The 14,521-nt window shown below is 66.5% G+C and carries 15 protein-coding genes; 5 read left to right on the top strand and 10 right to left on the bottom strand.

Translation table 11 applies throughout. The annotated features are described in order from the left end of the window. Positions 1-106: 106 nt before the first annotated feature. Together HSX14_RS26815 and HSX14_RS26810 are read right to left on the bottom strand one after the other, a co-directional pair. The gene (locus HSX14_RS26815) at positions 107-1,483 is read right to left on the bottom strand and encodes a uracil-xanthine permease family protein (protein ID WP_173171642.1); all 1,377 of its coding nucleotides are present in this window, start codon (positions 1,481-1,483) and stop codon (positions 107-109) included. Positions 1,484-1,885: 402 nt separating this feature from the next. Beyond that, entirely contained in the window at positions 1,886-2,806 is a 921-nt protein-coding gene (locus HSX14_RS26810; protein ID WP_173171644.1) for a LysR family transcriptional regulator, read from the bottom strand. Positions 2,807-2,936: 130 nt separating this feature from the next. Between HSX14_RS26810 and aptA the strand changes: the two genes are divergently transcribed. The 3 genes from aptA to HSX14_RS26795 all read left to right on the top strand — a co-directional run bounded on the left by aptA (position 2,937) and on the right by HSX14_RS26795 (position 6,162). Continuing rightward, positions 2,937-4,283: an omega-aminotransferase AptA gene (gene aptA, locus HSX14_RS26805; protein ID WP_173171646.1), complete on the top strand. Its 1,347-nt coding sequence runs from the start codon at positions 2,937-2,939 to the stop codon at positions 4,281-4,283. Further along, positions 4,283-4,570 carry a cupin domain-containing protein gene (locus HSX14_RS26800; protein WP_116858167.1) on the top strand — a complete coding sequence of 96 codons (288 nt, stop codon included), beginning with the start codon at positions 4,283-4,285 and terminating at the stop codon, positions 4,568-4,570. The genes aptA and HSX14_RS26800 overlap by 1 nt, the downstream gene beginning before the upstream one ends. Before the next feature lie 92 nt (positions 4,571-4,662). Further along, complete coding sequence (locus HSX14_RS26795) at positions 4,663-6,162, top strand: CoA-acylating methylmalonate-semialdehyde dehydrogenase (protein WP_173171648.1); 1,500 nt, start codon at positions 4,663-4,665, stop codon at positions 6,160-6,162. A 209-nt stretch (positions 6,163-6,371) separates the two neighbouring features. On the opposite strand, the gene HSX14_RS26790 is transcribed toward HSX14_RS26795, so the two are convergent. The 7 genes from HSX14_RS26790 to HSX14_RS26760 form a co-directional block, all read right to left on the bottom strand. Next, positions 6,372-6,515: a hypothetical protein gene (locus tag HSX14_RS26790; RefSeq protein ID WP_173171650.1), complete on the bottom strand. Its 144-nt coding sequence runs from the start codon at positions 6,513-6,515 to the stop codon at positions 6,372-6,374. Between the two features lie 135 nt (positions 6,516-6,650). Next, positions 6,651-7,103, bottom strand: coding sequence for a BRO-N domain-containing protein (locus HSX14_RS26785; protein WP_173171652.1), 453 nt, complete (start codon positions 7,101-7,103; stop codon positions 6,651-6,653). 515 nt (positions 7,104-7,618) lie between these two features. After that, complete coding sequence (locus HSX14_RS26780) at positions 7,619-7,876, bottom strand: DUF4332 domain-containing protein (protein ID WP_173171654.1); 258 nt, start codon at positions 7,874-7,876, stop codon at positions 7,619-7,621. A 215-nt stretch (positions 7,877-8,091) separates the two neighbouring features. Then, a complete protein-coding gene (locus HSX14_RS26775; RefSeq protein WP_173171656.1) occupies positions 8,092-8,874 on the bottom strand; it encodes a hypothetical protein in 783 nt (260 codons plus the stop codon). A gap of 232 nt (positions 8,875-9,106) precedes the next feature. After that, positions 9,107-10,024 (bottom strand): LysR family transcriptional regulator, encoded by a 918-nt coding sequence (locus HSX14_RS26770; RefSeq protein WP_173171658.1) that lies wholly within the window; start codon positions 10,022-10,024, stop codon positions 9,107-9,109. A 76-nt stretch (positions 10,025-10,100) separates the two neighbouring features. Beyond that, positions 10,101-11,054, bottom strand: a complete 954-nt coding sequence (speB, locus tag HSX14_RS26765) for an agmatinase (RefSeq protein ID WP_173171660.1) — start codon at positions 11,052-11,054, stop codon at positions 10,101-10,103. A 50-nt stretch (positions 11,055-11,104) separates the two neighbouring features. Next, the gene (locus HSX14_RS26760; RefSeq protein ID WP_173171663.1) at positions 11,105-12,490 is read right to left on the bottom strand and encodes a sodium:solute symporter family protein; all 1,386 of its coding nucleotides are present in this window, start codon (positions 12,488-12,490) and stop codon (positions 11,105-11,107) included. 337 nt (positions 12,491-12,827) lie between these two features. Here HSX14_RS26760 and HSX14_RS26755 point away from each other — a divergent pair, with 337 nt between their 5' ends. Together HSX14_RS26755 and HSX14_RS26750 are read left to right on the top strand one after the other, a co-directional pair. Next, a complete protein-coding gene (locus HSX14_RS26755) occupies positions 12,828-13,544 on the top strand; it encodes a helix-turn-helix transcriptional regulator (RefSeq protein WP_173171665.1) in 717 nt (238 codons plus the stop codon). A gap of 35 nt (positions 13,545-13,579) precedes the next feature. After that, complete coding sequence (locus HSX14_RS26750; protein WP_173171667.1) at positions 13,580-13,882, top strand: antibiotic biosynthesis monooxygenase family protein; 303 nt, start codon at positions 13,580-13,582, stop codon at positions 13,880-13,882. A gap of 75 nt (positions 13,883-13,957) precedes the next feature. Here the strand turns inward: HSX14_RS26750 and HSX14_RS26745 are convergent, their stop codons facing one another. Next, positions 13,958-14,299 carry a zinc ribbon domain-containing protein YjdM gene (locus HSX14_RS26745; protein ID WP_111261979.1) on the bottom strand — a complete coding sequence of 114 codons (342 nt, stop codon included), beginning with the start codon at positions 14,297-14,299 and terminating at the stop codon, positions 13,958-13,960. Positions 14,300-14,521: the final 222 nt, after the last annotated feature.

Below are 14,521 nucleotides of genomic sequence, written 5' to 3'. Positions count from 1 at the left end.
GGCGGTCAGGTTATCCACAGGTTTTGTCGGGCCTGCACCATGATGGGTCGGTTTTTCCCCGTCGCGCACCGCGCCAGACCCCGTCTAGGGCCTGGTGCGGCGGCCTTCAGGCGCGCTCGGCGGCACCGTCCGTCCGGGCGGCGGGCTTCTCTTCCGGCAGCACCAGACTGAGCAGGATGGCGGTGATGCCGCCGCAGGTGATGGCCGAGTCGAACAGGTTCTGCACGATCGGCGGCAGCTGGTGCAGCAGGGTCGGTTGCGCGGCGATGCCCAGGCCGACGCCGAAGGAGCCGGCGATCACCAGCAGGCTGCGGCGGTCCAGTCGCGCCTGGGCGAGGATGCGGATGCCCGCCGCCGCGACGCTGCCGAACATCACCAGGGTGGCGCCGCCGAGCACCGGCTTGGGAATCTGCTGCAGCACGGCGCCGATCAGCGGGAACAGGCCGAGGATGAACAGCACGGCACCGATGTACAGGCCGACATGGCGGCTGGCGACGCCGGTCAGCTGGATCACCCCGTTGTTCTGCGCGAAGGTGGTGTTGGGGAAGGCGCTGAAGGTGGCCGCCAGCAGGCAGCTGACGCCATCGCCGAGCACACCGCCCTTGAGTCGCGCCTCGTACTCCGGCCCCTTGAACGGCTTGCGCGCGATCATGCAGTTGGCGGTCAGGTCGCCCACGGTCTCGATGGTGCTGATGAGGTAGATCAGCGCCACGGGGACGAAGGCCGTCCAGTCGAAGGCGAAACCGTACTTGAAGGGCACCGGCACGCTCACCAGCGGCAGGTCGGGCAGCGCCTGGGGCACCAGCTTGCCGCTGAAGAAGGCCACGACGCTGCCCACCGCCAAGCCGATGAGGATCGACGACAGGCGCACCCAGGGATTGCGCGAGCGGTTGAGCAGGATGATGGTCGCCAGCACCAGCCCGCCCAGGGCCAGGTTGCCCGGCGCGCCGAAGTCCGGGGCCTTGAAGCCGCCGCCGATGTCGGTGATGCCGACCTTGATCAGGCTGACGCCGATCAGGGTGATGACGATGCCGGTCACCAGCGGGGTGATCACCCGGCGCAGGTGGCCGATGAAGCGGCTCAGCACGACCTGCACGAACGCGCCGAAGAAGCACACGCCGAAGATCATCGCCAGGATGTCCTCCGGGCTGCCGCCGCGGCTCTTCACCAGGAAGCCCGCCGACAGCACCGCACCGAGGAAGGCGAAGCTGGTGCCCTGCAGGCAGATCATCCCCGCGCCGATGCCCAGCGGGCGACGCGCCTGGAGGAAGGTGCCGACGCCGGAAACCATCAGCGCCATGCTGATCAGGTAGGGCAGGTGCTCGCCCAGGCCCAGCGCCGCGCCGATCACCAGCGGCGGCGTGATGATGCCGACGAAGCTGGCCAGCACGTGCTGCAACGCGGCGCAGAACGCCAGCAGCGGTTTCGGCTTGTCGTCCAGGCCGTAGATGAGTTCGGAATGGCTTGATTCTTCAGCGTGCATGCAGGCCTCGGCAGGTGGGAGCGACGAACCGGAGCGGCTCGCCGGGGCAGATGCCGGCTCATTGCAAAAAATTGACCAGGTGCGCAGGTTTTTTCGCTCGCCGCCCCGCAAAGCCCATCGCGGGCGGGCGCTACGGGTCATGCATGTGCGCTGCGTGGGGCGTGACCGGATGGTTTTTCCTGCACCAAATCGGGGTACGGCGCTTCATTGGTGGGCGTGCTGCGGTGCTCTGGGGCGCTCCGCTTCTTAGGGTGGGCCCCGCTCCACCGGTCCACCGAGCGGGGCGGCAGGTGCACTCGGGCGTGCGGCTCCGCTTGGTGGACATAAAGAGCGATGTCCACCCTACGGCTCACCGGATCGCTGGGCGCGTTGCGGTGCTCGGTCGAGAGTGCGGGTTGCCTCTCAACCCGTCGCTGCCAGCGCCTCCAGGAAGCTCTCCAGCACCAGGTGCGGGCGCCGGCCCTTGCGGGTGACGGTGGCGAGGCTGAGGTCGTAGAAGCGCTTGTTCGGCTTGAGGGCGCGCAGGCGGCCCTGCTGCACCCAGAAGGTGGCGTAGTGGTCCGGCAGGTAGCCGATGTAGCGCCCGGTGAGGATGAGGAAGGCCATGCCTTCGCGGTCGGAGGCGCTGGCGGTGCAATGCAGCGCCTGGTAGTGGGCCTGGATGTCGGCAGGCAGGCGGAAGGTGGGGGCGATGGCCTCCTGCTCGTTGAGGCGCGCGTCGCTGATCTGGGCGTCGTCGGCGTAGAACAGCGGGTGGCCCACGGCGCAGTAGAGCAGCGAGCGCTCGTCGTACAGCGGCTGGTATTCCAGCCCCGAGAGCGCCACGGTCTGCGGCACCACGCCGACGTGCACGCGGCCGTCGAGCACGCCTTGCTCCACCTCGCTGGGCGGGGTCATGCGGATGTTGATCACCACGTCCGGCCCGCGTTCCTTCAGGCGCGCCAGGGCATGGGTGATGCGCATGTGGGGCAGGGTGACGAGGTTGTCGGTGAGGCCGATGTTCAGCTCGCCGCGCAGGTGCTGGTGCAGGCCGTTGACCTCGGTGCGGAAGCTCTCCAGGGCGCTGAGCAGTTGCAGCGACGACTGGTACACCTCGCGGCCTTCCTCGGTCAGGGCGAAGCCGGCGCGGCCGCGCTGGCACAGGCGCAGGCCGAGGCGCTGCTCCAGGTCGCTCATCTGCTGGCTGATGGCCGAGCGGCCGATGCCCAGCACGCTCTCGGCGGCAGAGAAGCCGCCGCACTCGACGACGCTGCGGAAGATGCGCAGCAGGCGGATATCGAAGTCGCTGACCTGGGCCAGCGCTTCCGGGCGACGGGTGCTCATAAGTTTAGTGTTCCGTGATCTGAAGATATGAAAAGTTGAATTTTCATGACTTTATGCCCGTGGCAATGTCGACTGCAAGAACCACTGGGTTCTCCCCCACAACCCACGCCCCATCGCGAGGCAGACAAGAATGAACATGCCGCAGACCTCCACTCCCTCCCTGGCCAGCCAGCTGAAGCTGGACGCCCACTGGATGCCGTTCTCCGCCAACCGCAACTTCCAGCGTGACCCGCGCCTGATCGTGGCCGCCGAAGGCAGCTGGCTGATCGACGACCAGGGCCGTCGCATCTACGACAGCCTGTCGGGCCTGTGGACCTGCGGCGCCGGCCACTCGCGCAAGGAAATCCAGGAAGCCGTCGCCAAGCAGCTCGGCACCCTCGACTACTCCCCCGGTTTCCAGTTCGGCCACCCGCTGTCCTTCAAGCTGGCCGAGAAGATCGCCAGCCTGACCCCCGGCGAGCTGAACCACGTGTTCTTCACCGGCTCCGGCTCCGAGTGCGCCGACACCGCCATCAAGATGGCCCGTGCCTACTGGCGCCTGAAAGGCCAGCCGCAGAAGACCAAGCTGATCGGCCGTGCCCGTGGCTACCACGGCGTGAACGTCGCCGGCACCGCCCTGGGCGGCATCGGTGGCAACCGCAAGATGTTCGGCCAACTGATGGACGTCGACCACCTGCCCCACACCCTGCAGCCGGGCATGGCCTTCACCAAGGGCATGGCCGCCACCGGTGGCGTTGAGCTCGCCAACGAACTGCTCAAGCTGATCGAACTGCACGACGCCTCCAACATCGCCGCCGTGATCGTCGAGCCGATGTCCGGTTCCGCCGGGGCCATCGTGCCGCCGGTGGGCTACCTGCCGCGCCTGCGCGAGATCTGCGACCAGCACAACATCCTGCTGATCTTCGACGAAGTGATCACCGGCTTCGGCCGCATGGGCAAGTGGACCGGCGCCGAGTACTTCGGTGTGACCCCGGACCTGATGAACGTCGCCAAGCAGATCACCAACGGGGCCATCCCGCTGGGCGCCGTGATCGCCACCCGCGAGATCTACGAGACCTTCATGAACCAGGCCACCCCGGAATACGCGGTGGAGTTCACCCACGGCTACACCTACTCCGGTCACCCGGTCGCCTGTGCTGCGGGCCTGGCCGCCCTGGAGGTGCTTGAGAAGGAAAACCTCATCCAGCAGTCCGCCGAGCTGGCTCCGCACTTCGAGAAGGCCCTGCACGGCCTGAAGGGTGCCAAGCACGTGGTCGACATCCGCAACTGCGGCCTGGCCGGTGCCCTGCAGATCGCCCCGCGTGACGGCGACGCCATCGTCCGTCCGTTCGAGGCCGGCATGGCCCTGTGGAAGGCCGGCTTCTACGTCCGCTTCGGCGGCGACACCCTGCAGTTCGGGCCCACCTTCAACGCCAAGCCGGAAGACCTCGACCGCGTGTTCGACGCCGTCGGCCAGGCCCTGCAAGGCGTCAGCTGATGAGCGCACGGCCCCAGGCTATGCCCACCGTGCAGGTGGACACCGACGAGGTCATCGTCACCGAGTGGCGCTTCGCCCCCGGTGCCGAGACCGGTCGCCACCTGCACGGCCATGACTACGTGGTGGTGCCGATGACCGATGGCACCCTGCTGCTGGAAACCCCGGAGGGCGAGAAGCTCGCCCCCCTGGTGGCCGGCCGGAGCTACTTCCGCAAGGCCGGCGTCGAGCACAACGTGATCAACGCCAGCGACCACGAGATCGTCTTCATCGAAACCGAAATCAAGTGACGTCCACCCTCTCCCCGTGAGGAGAGGCCCGGCGCGAGCCCGGTGCCCGCGCCCAAGGACCACCCCGACAAAGCCCTACAAGAGAGATGACCATGAGCACCATCCAGCACCTGATCCACGGTGAGCTCGTTACCGGCGAAGGCCGCACTGCCGACGTGTTCAACCCGTCCACCGGCGAATCCACCCGCAAGGTCGCCCTGGCCAGCCGCGCCACCGTGCAACAGGCCATCGACTCGGCCAAGGCCGCCTTCCCGGCCTGGCGCAACACCCCGCCGGCCAAGCGTGCCCAGGTGATGTTCCGCTTCAAGCAACTGCTGGAGCAGAACGAAGCGGAAATCTCCCGCCTGATCAGCGAAGAGCACGGCAAGACCCTCGAAGACGCCGCCGGTGAACTCAAGCGCGGCATCGAGAACGTCGAATACGCCTGTGCCGCCCCGGAAATCCTCAAGGGCGAATACACCCGCAACGTCGGCCCCAACATCGACGCCTGGAGCGACTTCCAGCCCCTGGGCGTGGTCGCCGGCATCACCCCGTTCAACTTCCCCGCCATGGTGCCGCTGTGGATGTACCCGCTGGCCATCGCCTGCGGCAACTGCTTCATCCTCAAGCCTTCCGAGCGCGACCCCAGCTCCACCCTGCTGATCGCCCAGCTGCTGCACGACGCCGGCCTGCCCAAGGGCGTGCTCAACGTGGTGCACGGCGACAAGGAAGCGGTGGACGCCCTGATCGAAGCGCCTGAAGTGAAGGCCATCAGCTTCGTCGGCTCGACCCCGATCGCCGAATACATCTATGCCGAAGGCACCAAGCGCGGCAAACGCGTCCAGGCCCTGGGCGGCGCCAAGAACCACGCCGTGCTGATGCCCGATGCCGACCTCGACAACGCCGTCAGTGCGCTGATGGGCGCTGCCTACGGCTCCTGCGGCGAGCGCTGCATGGCCATCTCCGTGGCCGTGTGCGTGGGCGACCAGATCGCCGATGCGCTGGTGCAGAAGATCGTCCCGCAGATCCAGGGCCTGAAGATCGGCGCCGGCACCAGCTGCGGCCTCGACATGGGCCCGCTGGTCACCGCCGCCGCCCGCGACAAGGTGGTCGGCTACATCGACGACGGCGTCGCTGCCGGCGCCAAGCTGGTGGTGGACGGCCGCGGCTACCGCGTCGCCGGCCATGAAGACGGCTACTTCGTCGGCGGCACCCTGTTCGACAACGTCACCGCCGACATGCGCATCTACCAGGAAGAGATCTTCGGCCCGGTGCTGTGCATCGTCCGCGTCGGCAGCCTGGAAGACGCCATGCAGCTGATCAACGACCACGAATACGGCAACGGCACCTGCATCTTCACCCGCGACGGCGAGTCCGCCCGCCTGTTCTGCGACGAGATCGAAGTGGGCATGGTCGGCGTCAACGTGCCGCTGCCGGTGCCGGTCAGCTACCACAGCTTCGGCGGCTGGAAGCGCTCCCTGTTCGGCGACCTGCACGCCTACGGCCCGGACGGCGTGCGCTTCTACACCCGCCGCAAGGCCATCACCCAGCGCTGGCCGCAACGCGCCAGCCACGAGGCCGCGCAGTTCGCGTTCCCGAGCAACAACGCCTGAGTGATCGGGTGAGATAGCAAAAAGGCCAGTCGTTTGACTGGCCTTTTTGTTGGCGGCGATTCAGCCGTTCGATGTCACTCGTGAGCGCCGGCAAGCCTCGTGTAGGGTGTGCTGCGCGCACCGGCGATGTTCCAGCGGGCACACGCCATGCCACCTCGGCCATTCGGCGGTGCGCACAGCGCACCCTACGAGAAAGTCCTGAGCCTGGGTCAGCTCTCCAGGTACCGCGGCACCTTCTCCCACTGCATCCATAGCTCGCCCTGCCATTCCAGCAACAGCAGCCGCTCCTTCTCCCAGCCGATCAGCACGCGGTATGCGTGGGCGACGGCTTTCTGTGCCGGTGACTTCGGCATCGCTCGCGAGCTACCGGCAGGCCTCGTGTAGGGTGTGCTGCGCGCACCGGCGATGTTCCAGCGGGCACACGCCTTGCCACCTCGGCCATTCGGCGGTGCGCACAGCGCACCCTACGAGAAAGTCCTGAGCCTGGGTCAGCTCTCCAGGTAACGCGGCACCTTCTCCCACTGCATCCACAACTCGCCCTGCCATTCCAGCAACAGCAGCCGCTCGTTCTGCCAGCCGATCATCACGCGGCGGGGCGTGTGGGCGTGGGTGTCCTGCTGGTCGCGCAGGGTGGGGATCACCTCGCGGGTCAGCCATTCATCGAGCTGCTGGCATTCGGGATGGCCGAAGCGGATCAGCGCCTTGTAGAGGCCGGCTTCGCTCATCGCATCGATCGTCTCTTCGGCGCCGCTGCGGCGGTGATACAGGCGTATGCGGCGGGTTTCGTGGGGCTTGAGGCGGCGGTGCAGGGCCTGTGGATGATGCAGGCCGAGCAGGCGGGCGAAGTCGTAGGTGGAGAACCAGGGCTGGTTGTCGATCATCACGCCGCGCAGGGGGCGGTTATGGCGGAGGAAGGTGGTGGGGATGTATGCGTCATGCATCGTGGAGCTCCCGTGGTCGGTTAAGGAGCTGCCACCTACGTCGCTAAACGAAAGGGTGGCAGACCGCAACGGGGTTAGCGAACCGGACCACGGCCGGCAGACCTCGAAAGGTCTCCCCGTGCGGTCTGCCATGGAGGGCGTGCAGTTTAAAAAACTGCGCGCTGCTCAGGTGCCACGGGAAACGTCCGTTGTTTCCCGTCAGCACCGTAGGCAAAACACGCATGTGGTTTCAGGTCGCTAAACCCGGCCGCAGATTGACCGCGACCGGGCGAACTTAGGGAGCAGCTCGGGGGCTAACAAGGGGTTGCGGAGGGTTTGGGAAATTTCCTCGCGATGGGGGGTATTTGATGGGGGCTGCCAGTGCCGGCGATTACCCTCCATCGCTCCTCGATACGTGTGCGACCGGCATCCTCCCCGCTACCCACAGTTTCTGTGGGAAAAGCTGTGGATATCTTCTGGGCGGATCGCTGCGGACCAGGCGGGTTGGCGGTTATGCGCGGCCGCTCGAATTTTCGTCAGGCGGTGCCGGCGTGCTGCCGGGCGAAGTCGATGATCGCCTGGATGGCCGCTCGCGCTTGCGGGCTGTTGTGCCAGCAGGTGGAGCCCATCATCTGGGAAATCTGCCGGGTGAGATCGGCGGCTTCGCAACCGGCCAGTTGTTCCAGGGTGCGGAAGCCGATCTGTTCCAGGCGGTCGACCACGGTCGGGCCGACGCCTTTGAGTGCCACCAGTCGGGCGCGGGTAATGGGGGAGAAGCCTTGGTCGGCGGTCATGTCGCTGGCGTTCCGGCTCGAAGTTGGAGAGAGCAGGTTAAAGCATGCGTGGCGCGATCGGCTCCGATTGCGTCCGATGCCTTCCCCGGGCTACGGGTGTGGAACCCCGATGGGCTGCCCACAATTTCTGTGGGGCAAGCTGTGGATAAGTTCTGAATGGTTGGCTGTGGAGCAGGCCGCCCGTGGTGTTCAGGTGGCTGGTCGTTTTTCCGCCATCACGTGTATTCACGGCACCAGGTTTCGCCGTACTCGGCGAGCAGGGCCTGCTCCAGCACCTTGGCCTTGGCGGCTTCGGCGAAGCGGAAGAGCACCCAGGCGAGGCCGCGCACGAGTTGCTCCCGGGTCTTGTAGTTGGGGATGTCGTGGATGGCGTCGGTGGCCTGTTTGAACCAGGCGAAGAGTTCGCCCTGGTCGGCTTCGTCGGCGCCGAGCAGGTAGATGAAGAGCATGCCGACCAGGGGCAGGCTGAGGTCGAAGTTGTCGCGGTTGAAGGTCAGGCGGGCGAAGGGCACGGTGCGCAGCACGCGGGCGATCTCGCCGTGCAGCCAGGCGTCGCCAGCGAACTCGTCCTTGAGCTTCTGCTTCTTGGCCAGCATGCCGGGCTGGTGGGCGAAGCGGCCGACCTGGGCCAGCAGCGCGAGGCGACGGGTATGGGCGTCGAGGCTCATCTCGCCGTCGAACAGCAGGACCATTTCCCAGCGATTGAGGCGGCAGCGCGGGTAACCGTGCTCGGCCAGCACCCCCGCGGCGTCCCTGGCCGCGCGGAAGAGCAGCTGCAGGTGATGTTCGCTGGCGGCGGGCGGCGTGCCGCCATTGAGCAGCAGGTAGTAGTAGAAGGCCTGCAGGGTGGCGTCATCGAGCTCCTTCGGCGGCTTCTTCACCAGCGGGGTGATGCTGGGGTGGTGGCTGCAGTAGTAGCTGTTGGAGCTGTTGGCCTCGGCGAAGTCGGCTTCGCCGGAGGCGATGAACTGCTGGATGATTTCCGTCTTGCTGGACATGGGCGTTCCCTGGTTGGCGGCGCCAGGGAGCATAGAAGGGCAGGTGGGATTTTTCCGTGCGGCGGGTGGCGTTCCCGAGGGTAGGGCATCGCACGTGGGCCGCCGATGGGCGAGGCCTACAAGCGCGACCCGCTCGGAGCAGCACTGTCTCCTGGCGGCGGGGGGGAAGGTGATGCAAAGAACTGTTGCAGCGGCCGGCCCTGCTGTTGGGCTTCGTCGAGTCCCGCCCAACCTACGCTTTATTCGCCAACTGGCGGTGCGCCGCGTCCAGTGCATCGAGAAAGCCTGCCAGGGCCGCCTTGGGGACCTGGCCCTGGCGGGTGATGCAGTGGAAGGCCGAGCGATAGGCCAGCCGCTCTGGCAATAACGCACGCAGTTGGTTTCGCTCCACCCAGTGAGCGGCGTAGTGCGTGGGCAGGTAGCCCAGGTAGGTGCCGGAGAAAATCAGGGTGGCGATCGCTTCCATTGCGTAGGCGCTGACCGTTTGGGTGAAGTGCAGGCCGTGGGGGCGCTGGTTTTCCGTCAAGTAGCCACGGCCCACGTACTCCGCCGCGCAAATGTCCGCCAGGCTCAGGTCTGCTTCGGCGCGGTGGAACAGGGGGTGGCCGGCGGAGCAGTAGAGATTCTGCTCTTCCTCGAACAGTGGCTGGTAGTTGAGGCCTGAGAGTTGGTGATGGAACGCGCCGATGGCCAGGTGCAGGCGTTCTTCCAGTACCGCGCGTTCCAGTTCATCGGGGCGCAGCATGTGCAGGTTCAGGCGTACCTCGGGCAGGCGCTGGCGGAACAGCCTGATGGCCAGCGGCAGGGGGGCGCGCTCGAAGCTGATGAGGCTGTCCACCGTGCCGATCTGCAGGCTTTCCCTGGCCATCCCCCCAAGGCGGTTGGCCTGGGTGCGGAACCGTTCGATATCGCCGAACAGCAGTTGCGCCAGGTCGAACAGTTCCTGGCCTTCTTCGGTCAACTGGAAGCCGCTGTTGCCGCGCCGGCAGAGGGAGCATCCGAGGCGCTCTTCCAGATCGCGGACCACCACGCTCAGGCGCGACAGGCTGGTGTTGAGGCTGGCCTGGGCTGCGGTGAAGCCTCCCGCGTCGACGATGGCGCAGAAGACCCGCAGCATGCGCAGGTCGATATCGGAAAGGTTGCCCAGCATGCCCACCTCCAGGCCGGTTGCCGGGGCCGTCTGTGGCGCGGTCCCGGCATGAGCCTACCAACTCGTGGCGCTGGGGTCAGCGGGTGGCGATAGCGTCGGCGAGGATGCACATCAGTTCGAACATCATGGTGGCGCCCACCAGGGCTGTCGCTCCGCCCTGGTCGAACGGTGGGGAGACTTCCACGACGTCCGCGCCGACCAGGTCCAGGCCGCGCAGGCCACGGATCATCTGTTGGGCCTGGAGGGTGGTCATGCCGCCGATTTCCGGGGTTCCGGTGCCGGGTGCGAATGCCGGGTCGAGCACGTCGACGTCGAAGCTGATGTAGGTGGGGCCGTCACCCACGACCCGGCGAGCCTCCGCCAGGGTGGCTTGGACGCCGAGTTCGGCGAACTCCTCCATGTGGATCACGCGTATGCCGCATTCCTCGGCAAAGGCTTCGTCCTCGGCGGAGTAGATGGAGCCGCGAATACCGATCTGCACGGTGCGCTTGGGGTCCAGCAGGCCCTCCTCCACGGCGCGGCGGAAGGGGGTGCCATGGGTGTAGGGGTTGTCACCGAAGTAGCGGTCGTTGGTGTCGGAGTGCGCGTCGAAGTGGATCATGCCGATGGGGCGATGGCGGGCCAGGGCGCGGAATATCGGCAGGGTCACCAGGTGGTCTCCGCCCACCGACAGGGGCACGGTCCCCGCCTGGTGGATTTCATGGAAGAAGCCCTCGATGCGCTTGAGCGAATCGAGCAGGTCGATGGGGTTGACGGGGCTATCGCCGAGGTCCCCGATGCGCACCAGGTCATAGGGTGCGATGCGGCTGACGTGGTGCACCTTGCGCATCAGGCTGGACATGTTGCGCACTTCGCGCGGGCCGTGACGGGCGCCGGCGCGGTTGGTGGTGCCGCCATCCCAGGGGACGCCCACCAGGGCGAGTTGCAGGTCGGCTGGGTCGTTGAAGATCGGCAGGCGCATGAAGCTCGGGATGCCGGCGAAGCGTGGTATGAGCGCAGCATCGAGCGGCTGTGGGAAGTCATGGGTCATGGGTTCTATCTCACGGGTAGTGGGCGCCTCATGGGCGCCCTGGATGGTCTTCAATCGGTCGCGGTGCGCAGATCAGGAGCGGGTTGGGTCAGCAGGCTGGTGACCACGAAGGTCAGCAGGCTGACGAGGAGGCCGAAGTAGATGGGGGTGTTGGCCAGGATGCCGTCACGGACCATGAAGGCGATGACGGTGAGGCTGCCGGTGACCATGCAGGCCATGGCGCCCACGGCGGACGCGCGGCGCCACATCAGGGCGCCCATGATCGGTACGAGCAGGCCGCCCACCAGCAGGTTGTAGGCGATGGAGAGGCCGGCGATGACGTCGTTGACCAGGCAGGCCATGGCCAGCATCGCCGCGCCGAGGGTGAAGGTTATCCACCGGCTGCTGGCCAGGTGGTCTTCGCCGTCACGACTGAGAAAACGACTGTAGATGTCTTCCTTGAGTACGGTCGCTGCGGCCAGGAGGCAGGCGCTGGCGGTGGACATGATGGCGGCCAGGGCGGCAGCTACCACGAGGCCGCGCAGGCCGGCTGGGAGTACGTTGCGGGTGATCTCGGCGAAGGCGTTCTCGGCCACCGACAGGTCCGGCAGCAGCAGCCGGGTGGCGGCACCGATGAGCGCGCAGACGCCGCCATAGAGCATGCAGTACAAGCCAGCGCCGAGGCCGGCGTAGCGCACCACGCCCTCGCTGCGGGCGGTGAACAGGCGCTGCCAGATGTCCTGGCCGATCAGCGCGCCGAAGAAGTAGAGCAGGAAGTAGGCGGCGATGGTGTCCAGGCCGATGTTGCCCAGCTCGAAGAAGCCCGCCGGCAAATTGGCCTGCATCGCCGCCAGGCCACCGGCCTCGCCCACGCTGATGGGCAGCAGCACGAAGAAGATGCCCAGCGTCATGATCACGAACTGGATGATGTCGGTGAGCGTCAGCGACCACATGCCGCCGATCACTGAGTAGAAGATCACCAGCCCGCCGCCGCAGAGGATGGCGGGAATGCGCGGGATATCGAATACCACCTCGGTGACCGAGCCGATGGCGATGGTGGCGGTTACGGCCACCATCAGGTCGTAGGCCACCATGACCACGCCGCCGATCAGGCGCGAGGAGGCCTGGTAACGCTGTTCGAGGATCTGGGTGACGGTGAAGACCCTCAACTGGGCTATCTGCCGCGAGAACACCAGGCTGAGTACGATGATGCCCAGCCCCAGCATGAAGACCAGCCAGAGACCGGATATCCCGTACTGGTAGCCCAGGCGCACCGAGCCGATGGTGGAAGCCCCGCCCAGCATCACCGCGGAGAGCGTGCCGAGGTAGAGGACTGGCCCGAGGCGTCGCCCGGCCAGGAGAAAATCATCACGGGTCCTGGCCTTGCGCATGCCCCACCAGCCGAGGCCCGCCATCACCAGCACGTAAATCAACATCGTCACGTAGTCGACCGCCATGGTGCTGCTCCTTTGTTGTTTTTCTAGGCTCGGGTCCGCCCTGACGGCGGGTCTGGCGAGGATAGGAGGGGGGGCGTGCTGGACAACATCACCGCGGTGGCAAGCTGGGTTGCGCCAGGCGGTAAGTAGGGCAGGCGGTGGGTGGAAGAAACGGGATTCAGCCGAGCCTCGGCTCCTGCGAGCGCGGCAGGTGGCGTTCCCGTGCGGGTCGTTCAGCGGGCCCCCGCGTTGGCGGGGGTGACGGTGCCAGGGCGCGGACCGGCTCGGCGGCGCTGGTTTTTCCCCGGGCGCTATGCGCAAATGCCTGCCGACTTCCCACACCATACGGCTCCCTTCCATGCGCAAGGCCGATCGCCTGTTCCAGGTCGTCAACCTGATCCGTACCCACCAGCCCATCACTGCGCAGCGCCTGGCGGAGCGGCTGGGGGTGTCCACGCGCACCATCTATCGCTATGTCGATGACCTTTCCCTGAGCGGCATCCCGATCTACGGCGAGGCGGGTGTGGGCTATGCGCTGGACGAGCATTTCGAGCTGCCGCCGCTGGCGCTCAACCGCGACGAGCTGGATGCCCTGCTGCTGGGCGTGGAGCTGATCTCGCGCACCGTGGGCGACGAGATGGCCGATGCCGCGCGTTCGCTGCTGAGCAAGATCCAGGCGGCGGTGCCGGAGCATGCCCTCGACCCGCAGAGCGCCCCGGTGCGGGCCTTCGTCAGCCCCTTCACCCCGGAACAGCTGCGTCACTGGGACAGCCTGCGTCGCGCCATCGGCGAGCAGGCGGCGGTGCGCATCGATTACCTGAGCCTGGATGAGCGCGCCTCGCAGCGGGTGATCTTCCCCCTCGGCCTGTTCTACTGGGTGGGCAAGTGGACGGTGGGCGCCTGGTGCGAGCTGCGCGGCGAGTACCGCGATTTCCGTGTCGACCGCATCCGCAATCTGGCGCGCCTGGCCGACGCGCCGCCGCTACCGGAGGGCCTCAGCCTGGCCAGCTACATGCGCCACCGCAGTTGCGAGGCGCAGGCCACTGACAGAACGTTGTCAGCAGAGGAGGCATAGGCTGGGCCGTCTCAACCAACGGAAGGGCGATCGCCATGCAAGATTCTTCGGTATTGGAACTGGTGCTGTTCAAGACTAAACCCGGCCGCGAAGAGCGCATCGCCGAGATCCGTGCCGGTGTGCGCGAGGCCCTGAAGACCTGCGACGGCTTCCTGGGCTTTCGCAGCTTCATTTCGGTGGAAGGCAGCCATGTGTTCGCCGACCTCGCCGAGTGGTCGTCCCACGAGAACGCGCTCAGCGCGGCACGCGCCTTCAACGGCGCCGACTCGCGCTTCCAGCCCTACATGCGCGAGATCAAGGAAGTGATCTTCATGGGGCACTTCAGCCCGGGCGAATAGCCAGGCGTCCCGGCGGCGGTTTCTGCAGGCATGAAAAAGCCCGGCATATGCCGGGCTTTTTCGTCTGCGGAAGGTTCAGACCTTGCGCACGAATTCCGACTTCAGCTTCATCGCGCCGATGCCGTCGATCTTGCAGTCGATGTCGTGGTCGCCGTCCACCAGGCGGATGCCCTTGACCTTGGTGCCGACCTTCACCACCAGGGACGAGCCCTTGACCTTGAGGTCCTTGATCACGGTGATGGTGTCGCCGTCCTGGAGCACGTTGCCGACGGAGTCCTTGATCACCTTGCCTTCATCGGCCGGGGCTTCGGCGGCGTTGGCGGACCATTCGTGGGCGCACTCCGGGCAGACCAGGTTCTGGCCGTCTTCATAGGTGTATTCGGAGTTGCATTGGGGGCAGGGAGGCAGGGTGCTCACGGCGTATCTCGCAATCGGGTGAAGAAAAAGACCGCAGATTGTATAGGGTTTTCCCTCGCTTTGCCGGGCTGGCGCAAGGGTGGCCTGTGTATCGGGCCGCTTACCGTCTTGACCAAGATGGAATAGTCGGTGGCGGTCGCCTTGCTAGCCTGCTGCTTCTGGTCGATCGCCGCCCGGCTTTGGCGAAGGGTGGGAGCCATTCCCAGGGGGGCGGCTCCGACC

The sequence above is a fragment of the Pseudomonas tohonis genome, from assembly GCF_012767755.2.
In the GTDB taxonomy this organism is placed as follows: domain Bacteria; phylum Pseudomonadota; class Gammaproteobacteria; order Pseudomonadales; family Pseudomonadaceae; genus Metapseudomonas; species Metapseudomonas tohonis.
Note: the sequence above shows the minus strand (reverse complement) of the source record. Positions and strands in the feature narration are given on the sequence as shown.